The following is a 10,677-nucleotide window of genomic DNA, read 5'->3' as shown; positions in this document are numbered from 1 at the left end:
CCGGCCTGCCAGCCAGCCCGGGCCGGACGGTCGGGCCGGCAGCTTTACGTCCGGTCCGGGGTGGCCGGCCGGGCGGAGCAGGCAATGGCGATGTCGGCGGCGACGGTGACGTTGTTGCGGACCACGGCGATGTTGGTCTCCAGGCTGGCGCCGGCCGTCTCGCGGTGGAACGTCGCCAGCAGGAACGGGGTGACGGCCTTCCCCCGCAGCCCCCGGCGGGCCGCCTGCGCCAACGCCTCGCGCAGGACCCGGTCGTGCAGCTCCTGGTCGAGCTGGTCCGCCTCGGGCACCGGGCTGGCGACGACCACGGCCGTGCGCAGGCCCAGCGCCCGCGCGTCCGCCATGACGGCCGCGACCTCGGCGGCGGCCTCCACCCGCCAGTCCACGGCGAACTCGGTCCGGGACAGGTAGAAGCCCGGGAAGGTGTTCGTCCGCCAGCCGAGCAGCGGCACACCGAGGGTTTCCAGCCGTTCGAGGGTCGCGCCGACGTCCAGGATCGACTTCACCCCCGCGCAGACCACGGCTATCGGCGTGCTCGCGAGAGTGACAAGATCGGCGGACTCGTCGGCGCTGTCGGCCCAGCCGCGGTGCACCCCGCCGAGCCCGCCGGTGGCGAACACGCCGATACCGGCGCGGGTGGCGAGCAGGGACGTGGAGGCGACCGTGGTCGCCCCGGTGCGGCCCAGCGCGGAGGCGACCGGCAGATCCCGTACCGACAGTTTCGCCACGTCCGGGGCGTTCGCGATCCGGGAGAGCGCGATGGCGTCCAGACCGATGGTGGGTATCCCGTCGATCACCGCTACGGTCGCCGGTGTCACCCCACGGTCACGGAGCAGGGTTTCCAGGTCGGCCGCCACTTCCAGATTGCGGGGGCGCGGCAGGCCGTGCGCGATCAGCGTCGACTCCAGGGCGACCACGGGCCGCCCCGCCTCCACCGCCGCCCGCACCTCGTCAGCGACCACCAGCCCCCGCACGACCGAGAGTATATCTACGAATCCGGAATCCGCGCCCATGCGGGATCATTCACTGCCCGAGGTTTCACTGGTTCTTTTTCGGGCATTTTCTCGCACAGCCTGCCAATAATTCTTTGTGGGAGTATGGAGAAGCCTCCACAGAGTTCGTGGACTCGGCCTGGATGCATCGAGAAATTTCCGTGACCATCTTTCTGGATCTTTCGGGTGCCTTCCTCCGAGAAATTCGATGATGCCGGGCTTTTCGGGCATGATGGCCCAGTCGCTCACCCTTCAGCGGCTCGTCCAGGTTCCAGGTCGGGGATAGGGGGCTGCGACCGGCAGACGGGCAGACGGGCAGACGCAGGGTGCTCTCCCCCGGCCGTGGCGGGTGAGCCGAGCCGGAGCATTGATCAGATGCTGGCGGCGGGTGGCGCAGCGGGCGCGGGCGTGAAAGGCCGGGGCCGAGGTGCCGGCGGGTGGAGCGTCAAGCAGAAAACCGACACACGGGAGCGTTGACGCTCAGCTGGTCCAGGAGGAACATAAAGAGACATTCACGGCTTGCGGTCCCACGGGGGTGGACATGGCCGAAACCTCGAATTCCACTGACGAGCAGATGCCGGTGCCACCCGGCGGCGGTGCCGCCGAGCGTCTGCGAGAGTTCCTTGCGGCGCGGGAGGAACCGGTCTCGGACGCGGCGGAGCCGACCGACTCGGCGGAGCCGGCGGCGGAGCCGGCGGAGGAGCAGGACCGCGAACGAAGCGAGAACAAGCCCGGCCATCCGACGGCCGGCTGACTGCTCCCGCCCTCGGCCAACGGGCCGGACCAAGACCAAGGCATATCGGCTCCAGGGCTGCGATGTCGACATTTCGCGCGACCCCGCACACCTGTGACGCACCGCTATCGAGGAGGTGCCGATGCAAGGACCCGAGGACGAAGGCGTAACCCCCCGCGACGCGGTCCGCGTCGACGAGCGAACGCCTGCCCGTCCGTACGGCGGCAAGGCGATGCTGCGGCTGCTCGAATTACTCAAAGCGCAGGGGCTGACGAACTTTGCGCAGGAGGCGGTGGCCACCGCGGTCACCGATGAAGTGGCAGCCGAGGCGCTCGCGCATGCCGAGGCGATCGGCGCGTTGCCGCCTGCCTCGCCCCAGGGTGACGCTCGCGCGTCCCGACTCCGCGCGTCAGGCCGTCCGCCGACCGCCGGCGGTGGCGCCGAGGACGAGGGGACGCCAGCCGACATAGCGGCACCGGAGGATCTGGCCCGCACATATGCCGCCGTTGCCGAGGGCCTCGCCGGGCCGCCGACGGCGGGAGAGCCGCAGTGGCGCTCGGTCGGCCCGTCAACGGTGACGAACGGCCAGACCTACGGCAGCAGCCGGGTCAACGTCTCCGGGCGCGTATCGGCCCTCGCCGTCGATCCGAGCAGTCCCGCGCACGTCCTGGCGGGTGGCGCGAACGGCGGTGTCTGGGAGTCACGTGACCGTGGCGCTTCCTGGCAGCCTCGGACCGACTTTGCCTCGACCCTCACCGTTGGCGCAATCGCGTTCGACCCCAGCCGCGCGGCCACGGTCTACTGCGGGTTGGGCGAGGGCGACTGGTGGTCCTTACTCGGCAATGGGGTCTTAAGGTCGTCCGACGGTGGTACATCGTGGTCGTCGGTGTGCACCACCCCGTTCGTGGGACAGGGCTTCTACGCGCTGCGCGTCGACCCCGCCGACGGCAATCGGCTGTTCGGCGCCGCGACCGGTGGACTGTACGTCTCGACCGACGCGGGTACGACCTGGACCCAGCGCCGTTCGCAGCGCACGTTCGCCGTCAGCCTCGGCACCAGTGAAGTGCTGGCGTCTTGCGCCGACGGTCTGTTCCGTTCGACCGACTCCGGCACCACTTGGACAGCGGTGAACCTGCCGGGAGCGCCGGCCGGGTTCGTTCGGCTCGCCGTCGCCGTGGCTCCGTCCAACCCGAACGTCGCCTATGCTTTCGGTACCGGCACGCCATGGATCCCGCAGCCCGATGGGAGCCAGATCCCCACCGGCTACCTGTGGCGCCGCGCCGCCGGGGTGTGGACGGCGATTGGGCTGCCTCCCGGACTGGCAACCGTTCAGTCGTGGTACGACTGGTATGTCGCCGTCGCCCCGGACCTCGACACGCAGGTGTACTGCGGCGCCATCGAGTTGCACCGCGGTGACCTGTCCGGCGCCACTTGGAGCTGGCAGACGATCAGCAACAAGGGCTCGTCCGGGCAGTCGATCCACCCCGATCAGCACAGCATCGCCTTCGAGCCCGGGAACCCCGCCACGGTGTACGCCGGCTGCGACGGCGGCCTGTTCCGCTCCCCCGATCGTGGAACCACCTGGGTGAGCTGCAACAACGGCCTGGTCATCAGCGAGTTCGAGTACCTCGCCCAGGACTGGGGCTCGTCTCGGTGGCTCATCGGCGGTACCCAGGACAACGGCACGAACCGGTGGACCGGGCCCTCGGCCTGGGAGCACGTGGAAGACGCGGACGGCGGCGACGTCCACGTCAACCGCCAGAACCCCTCGATCGTCATCCACAGCCGCCAGTGGGGCGGCCTGCTGCGCTCCACCAGCCGGGGCGACTGGGGAAGCTGGACCACCGTCACCCCCACCCGGCCCGCCGGCGAGGGCAGGGGCCTGTTCTACCCGCCGCTGGAGGGCAGCGCCACCAGCGGCGACACGGTGGCGGTCGCGATGCAGGCGTTGTACGTGTCCCGGGACAACGCCAGCACCTGGACCCGGGTCGGGTTCCCGAGCGCCGGTATCGGCACGGCGCTGGCTGTCCCCGACCCGGACACCGTTCTCGTCGGCCTGGGCGACGGCCGGATCCTGCGCACCCGTTTCAGCTCCGGAGCCTGGGGGGCACTCACCGCGTTGACCACTCCCCGCGCGGGAGCGGTCATCAGCGACCTGGCCGCCGAGCCCGGCGGTACCGGCCGCTTGTGGGCAACGAGCAGTACCCGTGGTGGGGGTCGCGTCTGGCGGTCGGACGACGGTGGCACGAACTGGACCGACCGGACCGGCACCCTGCCCGGGCTACCCGTCAACGCCATCGCCGTCGACGACGGCAACCGCAACCGCGTGTGGGTCGCGGCGGACCTCGGTGTCTACCAGAGTTTCGACGGCGGCGCGTCGTGGACCGACTTCTCCGCAAGCCTGCCGAACGCCTTCGTCGGCGACCTGGTGTTTCACCCTCACGCGCGAGTCCTCCGCGCGGGAACACGCAACCGCGGTGTCTGGGAGATTCCCGTCGATGGCTGGATGACGCAGCCCTGGTGCGGCGTCCAGTGGACGGGAACGCTCGCTGCGAACGCCAGCAGCCGCTGGTTCACCTTCAACTGGCCCGCCACCTGGCACGTTCTGTGGACCGCGATGCCCACCAGCCCGGCGCCGGGGTCCCCACAGATCAGCTTCAAGACCCAGGTGGAACGGGCCGACGCCGAACACGTCACATACTGGATCACCGTCCGCAACCTCACCGGTCAGCCCGTCACCTTCGAAGGACGCTTCTGCGTCCTCAGCCGCTACTGATCTGTCTTTCCGGGAGCAGCCATGTGGACCAATGTTCAATTCACCGGAACGCTGCCGGCCGGCGCGACCCAGCGATGGTTCACGTTCGGGTGGCCCGCAGCCTGGCACGTCGTCTGGTACATCCAGCCGACGACCGTACGCCTCGGCTCGCCGTCCACCGACTGGGACGTGGCGGTCGAACGCGCCGACGCCAACAACGTGACCTACTGGATCACCGTTACGAATCTGGCACCTCAACCGATCACCTTCGAGGGACGCTACGCAGTACTCAGCTGACCACTTCTCATGCGTGAGGGAACGACATGCGGATCACCATCCACGTAGACAACCACGACACCCCTGGCCCACCGGCACCGGCACCGGCACCGGGCCAGGGAATCACCATTTCCGACATCGCGCCCACCGGCAGCGTTTCGACCAATGCCGGGGCAGCCCAGGGCGGCCCACCGGCGGAACTTGCAGCCCGCGCGGCGCGGCTCGGGGCACTCTCGGCCGGCCCTGCGCCCAGTGGCCCACCCGAGGTAGCCGGCGCCCCCGGGTTCGCACCAACCGGCCTCGACGCACAGCCATCCGGCAGGGCGGACACAGTGCTCGGCTCCTCGACCGACGCCTCCGCCGGACCGGCGCCCACCGGCGGCTGATCGGCCACCCAACGGGTCCACCGAACCGTCCCACACCAGCCGAACCGAATCGGGAGGGATCATGACAGTTGGCAGGCGCGTGCGTCGGCGTTTCTACATCGAGACCGGACTGACCGTGGCCAGCTTTGTCCTGCTGGTCGCCACCTTGATCAACCAGGAATGGATCGAGGTGGTGTTCGGCGTCGATCCGGACCACGGCGACGGGTCGCTGGAGTGGTTGGTCGCCGCGGCCGTCGCGATCATCGCGATCATCGGTGCCACGTCCGCTCGATCCGAGTGGCGACGCTCGCACGTGGCGGCGGACTCTCTCTAGGAATGTACCGAAAATCTTGCTCGTGCTGCCCTGTTTGACCAAATTTATTGATATATGTCTATTTGGACAATATGAGATGGCTCAGATGAGATTCCACAATCTTCAGTGGTTTTCCGGCTCTATGCAGTTGGTCGGAAGTCGTGTTTGAACACCAACGTCCAGTTGCCGTCTGTCGTGGCGGAGTGTAGCTGTCCGGAGCTTGGAGAAAGGGGCACACCCTAGCCATCACCGCCTACCCCGCCGAAACCCCGGACGAGAACCTGGCAGACGGGGCCATCATCGACAAACAGTTCATCCGCCTCGTCGTCTCCACCTGAACCCTGGACGGCTGTCGGCCATATCGTCGAACAATTCTGCGGGTCCGTCGACATCTGCCATTTCGTGCTATTTTGCGACGCTTCACCATGCGGGCAAGTTCCGCTCACCGAGCAGATCACCCGCACCGGCGGGCAGCCCGATTCCGCCTACGGGCTTTGGGTCTGTAGGCGGTTTTCGTTGGGGTGACAGCGGTTTTTGCCTACGCTTTCTGGACGGCCAGGCCGTGCTGGTTCGGGGCGACGTCCACGAGGACGTTGTCGCCGTCCCGGACGGTGCCGGCGAGCAGTTCCCGGGCGAGTGGGTCGCCGATCGCGGTCTGGACGAGCCGGCGCAGCGGGCGGGCGCCGAAGACCGGGTCGTACCCGGCGTCGGCGAGCCAGGAGCGGGCGGCGTCGGTGACCGTCAGGGTGATCCGCCGGTCGGTCAGCCGGGCGCGCAGCAGGTCGAGCTGGAGATCGACGATGCGGGCCAGGTCGTCCTTGTCGAGCTGGTCGAAGATGAGGATGTCGTCGAGCCGGTTGAGGAACTCGGGCTTGAACGCCTCCCGCACCGCGATCATGACCGAGTCGCGCTGCACCTGCGGGGGCAGGGTCGGGTCCGCGATGAACTGGGAGCCGAGGTTGGACGTCAGCACCACGATCGTGCTGCGGAAGTCCACCGTGCGGCCCTGCCCGTCGGTAAGGCGTCCGTCGTCGAGGACCTGCAGAAGGATGTCGAAGACGTCAGGGTGGGCCTTCTCCACCTCGTCCAGCAGGATCACGCTGTAGGGGCGGCGCCGGATCGCCTCGGTGAGCTGCCCGCCGGACTCGAAGCCGACGTAGCCGGGCGGGGCACCGATGAGCCGGGCCACCGAGTGCTTCTCGGCGTACTCGCTCATGTCGATGCGGACCACCGCGCGTTCGTCGTCGAACAGGAAGTCCGCGAGCGCCTTGGCCAGCTCCGTCTTGCCGACGCCGGTCGGGCCGAGGAACAGGAACGAGCCGGTCGGCCGGTCGGGGTCGGAGATGCCCGCGCGGGCCCGGCGCACGGCGTCGGAGACGGCCCGCACCGCGGCGTGCTGGCCGACGACGCGGGCGTGCAGCTCCTCCTCCATGCGCAGCAGCTTGGTGGTCTCCCCTTCCAGCAGCCGGCCGGCGGGGATGCCCGTCCAGGACGCGACGACCTCGGCGACGTCGTCGGGGCCGACCTCCTCCTTGAGCATGGCGCTGCCGGGCTCGTCCGCGCCGGGCAGCGCGTCGGTGGCCGCGGCGAGCCGCTTCTCCAACGTCGGGATCGTGCCGTAGCGCAGCTCGCCGGCCTTGGCCAGATCGAGGTCACGTTCGGCGAGGTCGAGGGCGCGCCGGGCGTTCTCCAGCTCCTCCTTGGCCTTCTGCACCTCGACGATGGAGCTCTTCTCACGCTGCCAGCGGGCGGTCAGGCTGGACAGTTCCGCCCGTTTCTCGGCGAGCTCGCGCCGCAGCCGCTCGCGGCGCTCCTTGGACGCGCTGTCGCTCTCCTTGGACAGCGCCATGTCCTCGATCTCGATGCGCCGGACGGCGCGCTCGAGCTCGTCGATCGCCACCGGCCGGCTGTCGATCTCCATCCGGAGCCGGGACGCGGCCTCGTCCACCAGGTCGATGGCCTTGTCGGGCAGGAACCGCCCGCTGACGTACCGGTCGGAGAGGGTGGCGGCGGCGACGAGCGCGGCGTCGGTGATCCGGACACCGTGGTGCACCTCGTAGCGCTCCTTCAGCCCGCGCAGGATGCCGATGGTGTCCTCGGCGGACGGCTCGCCGACCAGCACCGGCTGGAAGCGGCGCTCGAGCGCCGGGTCCTTCTCGATGCGGGTGCGGTACTCGTTCAGAGTGGTGGCGCCGATCATGCGCAGCTCGCCGCGGGCGAGCATGGGCTTGAGCATGTTGCCGGCGTCCATCGCGCCTTCGGCGGCGCCCGCGCCGACGACCGTGTGCAGCTCGTCGATGAAAGTGATCAGCCGGCCCTCGGCGGAACGGATCTCGTTGAGGACGGCCCGCAGCCGCTCCTCGAACTCGCCCCGCAGCTTCGAGCCGGCCACCATCGAGCCGAGGTCGAGCGAGACGATACGCCGGCCGCGCAGGGACTCCGGCACGTCACCGGCGACGACCCGCAGCGCGAGCCCCTCGACGATCGCGGTCTTGCCGACGCCGGGCTCGCCGATGAGGACCGGGTTGTTCTTCGTCCGCCGGGACAGGACCTGCACGACGCGGCGGATCTCGGCGTCGCGTCCGATGACCGGGTCGAGCTTGCCGGCGCGGGCCTGCTCGGTGAGGTCCACGGAGTACTTGTCCAGCGCGCGGTAGGAGCCCTCGGGATCACGGCTGGTCACCCGGTGGACGCCGCCGCGCACGGTGTCGAACGCGCCGCGCAGGGCCTCCGAGCTCGCCCCGAACTCGGTGAGCACCCGGGACGCCTCGCCGCCCTCCTCCGCGAGCGCGACCAGCAGGTGCTCGACCGAGGTGTACTCGTCGCCGAGCCGGTTCGCCTGCCGCTCCGCGTTGTCCAGGACGGTGATGAGCTGCCGGGACAGCTGCGGCGGGGCGACGGACGCGCCGGTAGCGTGCGGCAGCCGGCCGACCGCCGCCTCGGCGCGTCCGCGTACCTGGGCGAGAGGCACACCGACGGCCTCGAGCAGGTCCACCGCGACCCCGCCGGTCTGGCTCAGGACGGCGACCAGCAGGTGCAGGGGGTCGACGAGCGGTGAGCCGTCACCGGTGGCGCGGCTGACGGCGGAGGACAGGGCTTCCTGCGAGCGGGCGGTGAGGCGGTCAGCGTTCATCGGAGTCCTAAGATGATCGTTTTGGGCGTACCATCTTCGTAACGCTCAGGATAGTTGAGTCGTTCCCACTTAAGTTTGCGTGATGCGAAGCGTCCGCCCCGCACGCGACGGCTCGCGACTCGGCGGCTCGACACGGATCGTCGACGGCGCGCCGTCCGGCGAAGCCGCTGCCCGACGGGGAACCGCGTTCGACGTGGGGGCGGCGGCCGGCGAGGGACCGGCGAAGGAGCGGCGGCCGGCGAGGGAGCGGTACCCGAACGAGCCGGCGTTCATGGCCGCTAGCGGCGGGAGCCGGGCCGCCAGACCACTATCGCGCTGCGGTCGACGGGAACCAGGTCGCGCCGGTGGCTGCGGTGCGCCTCGGCGACCCGGCGCTCGGCCTCGGCGCGGACCGCCGCCAGCTCCTCGGTCAGCTGCCGGACCTGCGCCTGCAACATCATCACCTGGCTGCCCAGCTCCAGGATCCGCCGGACGCCCTGGAGGTTGACGCCCTCCTCCTGGGACAGCCGCTGGACCTCGCGCAGCAGCGCGACATCCCGCACGGAGTACCGCCGGCCGCGTCCGGACGTGCGGCCGGGAGTGACCAGGCCGAGGCGGTCGTAGGCCCGCAGCGTCTGGGGGTGCATGCCGGCGAGCTGTGCGGCAATGGAGATCACGTATACCGGTGTGTCGTCGTCGTGCGCGGGGCTCGGGCGGGGTGCCGCGGGCGTTCCGGACGGGCCGGGCGGGACGCCCGCGGGCCTCGCCGGCGCCGGAGCCGGCCCCGGCGGGTCGGCGGTACGGCTCGGTCGTGACTTCATGACCGGCCCTCCATCTGTTCCATCAGTGTCGTGCGCGGATCCTCGGGATGGGCGTGGGCGAACTCCTGGAGCGCCGTCCGCGCCTTCGCGGAGAGATCCGTCGATTTCGGCACGGTCACGTCGACGGTCACGATGAGGTCGCCGTGACCGCCCCCGCTACGCGGCACTCCACGACTACGTACCCGCAGACGACGCCCACTCGACGTGCCAGGCGGGATCTTCACCGTCAGCGGGGCGCCGTCGATCGTCGGGACCTTCACCGAGGCGCCCAGGGCGGCCTCCACGAAGGTCACCGGCAGGACGACCGTGAGGTTCTGCCCCTCGCGGTCGAACACCGGATGGGCCAGCACGTGGACGGTGACCTCCAGATCGCCCGCCTGGCCACCGCGTTCGCCCGGCGATCCGCGCCCGCGCACCCGCAGCCGCTGGCCGTCGGCGACCCCCGGTGGGATGCGGATCCGCTGCTCGCGTTCGCGCCGGCCGCTGCCCTGGCAGTCCGGGCAGGGCGAATCGATCACCGTTCCCTTGCCGAGACAGTCCCGGCAGGGCTCGGAGAGCGCGAAGCCCCCCTGCGACCGCGACACCACGCCCAGCCCCCGGCAGGTCGTGCACGTCCGCGGCGCGGTGCCCGGCCGGGCACCGCTGCCCCCGCAGGTCAGGCAGGTCGCGGCGCCGGGCAGGCGGACCGTCGCCTCCAGGCCGGAGAGGGCCTTCTCGAACGGGATCGTGACCTCGGCCGCGATGTCGGCGCCACGGCGTGGCCCACGGCCGCCCGGTGACCGCTGGAACAGGTTGTCGAACAGCCCGCCCAGCCCGCCCGGGCCCGCGCCGGCGCCCGCCCCGCCCAGCAGGTCGTCGAGGTTGAACGCGGTGGAGCCGCCGTGGTAGCCGGGCCCGCCCGGCCCGAACCCGCCCGGCTGGAAGCCGTAGCCACCGGCCTGGCCGCCGGGGACGCCACCGGCGGCGAACAGCGCCCGGGCCTCGTCGTACTCCCGCCGCCGGGACTCGTCCGAGAGCACGTCGTACGCCTCGGAGACCTCCTTGAACCGGGCCTCGGCCTTGGGGTCGCCAGGGTTCTTGTCCGGGTGCAGCTCAAGCGCGAGGCGGCGGTATGCCTTCTTGATGTCGGCTGCCGAAGCGTCCTTGGGCACGCCGAGAGCGGCGTAGTAGTCCTTTTCGACCATGTCGCGAACACTCACGGCGCCCCTCCTTCCGTCATCATCTCGTCTACCGACGCCCGATGTGGACGCTGTCCGGCAGGAACCGCGATGGCATTGGCTACTCGGGCTACTCGGGCTGCTCGGGCTGCT

Annotated in this window: 8 protein-coding genes; 4 read left to right on the top strand and 4 right to left on the bottom strand. The window is 70.4% G+C overall.

All coding sequences use genetic code 11. The annotated features are described in order from the left end of the window. Positions 1–44: 44 nt before the first annotated feature. A complete protein-coding gene (locus tag NBW84_RS13445; protein WP_250285049.1) occupies positions 45–1,013 on the bottom strand; it encodes a pseudouridine-5'-phosphate glycosidase in 969 nt (322 codons plus the stop codon). A gap of 520 nt (positions 1,014–1,533) precedes the next feature. Here NBW84_RS13445 and NBW84_RS13440 point away from each other — a divergent pair. The 4 genes from NBW84_RS13440 (at position 1,534) to NBW84_RS13425 (ending at position 5,455) form a co-directional block, all read left to right on the top strand. Then, positions 1,534–1,746, top strand: a complete 213-nt coding sequence (locus NBW84_RS13440) for a hypothetical protein (protein WP_250285047.1) — start codon at positions 1,534–1,536, stop codon at positions 1,744–1,746. A 121-nt stretch (positions 1,747–1,867) separates the two neighbouring features. After that, entirely contained in the window at positions 1,868–4,501 is a 2,634-nt protein-coding gene (locus tag NBW84_RS13435; RefSeq protein ID WP_250285044.1) for a WD40/YVTN/BNR-like repeat-containing protein, read from the top strand. 21 nt (positions 4,502–4,522) lie between these two features. After that, positions 4,523–4,777 carry a hypothetical protein gene (locus tag NBW84_RS13430; protein ID WP_250285042.1) on the top strand — a complete coding sequence of 85 codons (255 nt, stop codon included), beginning with the start codon at positions 4,523–4,525 and terminating at the stop codon, positions 4,775–4,777. Between the two features lie 426 nt (positions 4,778–5,203). Continuing rightward, complete coding sequence (locus tag NBW84_RS13425; protein WP_250285040.1) at positions 5,204–5,455, top strand: hypothetical protein; 252 nt, start codon at positions 5,204–5,206, stop codon at positions 5,453–5,455. 517 nt (positions 5,456–5,972) lie between these two features. On the opposite strand, the gene clpB is transcribed toward NBW84_RS13425, so the two are convergent. The 3 genes from clpB to NBW84_RS13410 all read right to left on the bottom strand — a co-directional run bounded on the left by clpB (position 5,973) and on the right by NBW84_RS13410 (position 10,566). Then, a complete protein-coding gene (gene clpB, locus NBW84_RS13420) occupies positions 5,973–8,567 on the bottom strand; it encodes an ATP-dependent chaperone ClpB (RefSeq protein WP_250285038.1) in 2,595 nt (864 codons plus the stop codon). A 278-nt stretch (positions 8,568–8,845) separates the two neighbouring features. Then, complete coding sequence (locus NBW84_RS13415) at positions 8,846–9,367, bottom strand: heat shock protein transcriptional repressor HspR (protein WP_445548225.1); 522 nt, start codon at positions 9,365–9,367, stop codon at positions 8,846–8,848. Then, entirely contained in the window at positions 9,364–10,566 is a 1,203-nt protein-coding gene (locus tag NBW84_RS13410) for a DnaJ C-terminal domain-containing protein (protein ID WP_250285036.1), read from the bottom strand. Before NBW84_RS13410 ends, NBW84_RS13415 begins: the two co-directional genes overlap by 4 nt. Positions 10,567–10,677: the final 111 nt, after the last annotated feature.

It is taken from the genome of Protofrankia sp. CiP1_Cm_nod2 (assembly GCF_920664355.1).
Classification (GTDB): domain Bacteria; phylum Actinomycetota; class Actinomycetes; order Frankiales; family Frankiaceae; genus Protofrankia.
Note: the sequence above shows the minus strand (reverse complement) of the source record. Positions and strands in the feature narration are given on the sequence as shown.

What these genes read in the sequence shown, in the direction of transcription:
- NBW84_RS13445 (WP_250285049.1), bottom strand. Translation starts at nt 1,013, where the DNA reads ATGGGCGCGGATTCCGGATTCGTAGATATACTCTCGGTCGTGCGGGGG.
- NBW84_RS13440 (WP_250285047.1), top strand. Translation starts at nt 1,534, where the DNA reads ATGGCCGAAACCTCGAATTCCACTGACGAGCAGATGCCGGTGCCACCC.
- NBW84_RS13435 (WP_250285044.1), top strand. Translation starts at nt 1,868, where the DNA reads ATGCAAGGACCCGAGGACGAAGGCGTAACCCCCCGCGACGCGGTCCGC.
- NBW84_RS13430 (WP_250285042.1), top strand. Translation starts at nt 4,523, where the DNA reads ATGTGGACCAATGTTCAATTCACCGGAACGCTGCCGGCCGGCGCGACC.
- NBW84_RS13425 (WP_250285040.1), top strand. Translation starts at nt 5,204, where the DNA reads ATGACAGTTGGCAGGCGCGTGCGTCGGCGTTTCTACATCGAGACCGGA.
- clpB (WP_250285038.1), bottom strand. Translation starts at nt 8,567, where the DNA reads ATGAACGCTGACCGCCTCACCGCCCGCTCGCAGGAAGCCCTGTCCTCC.
- NBW84_RS13415 (WP_445548225.1), bottom strand. Translation starts at nt 9,367, where the DNA reads ATGAAGTCACGACCGAGCCGTACCGCCGACCCGCCGGGGCCGGCTCCG.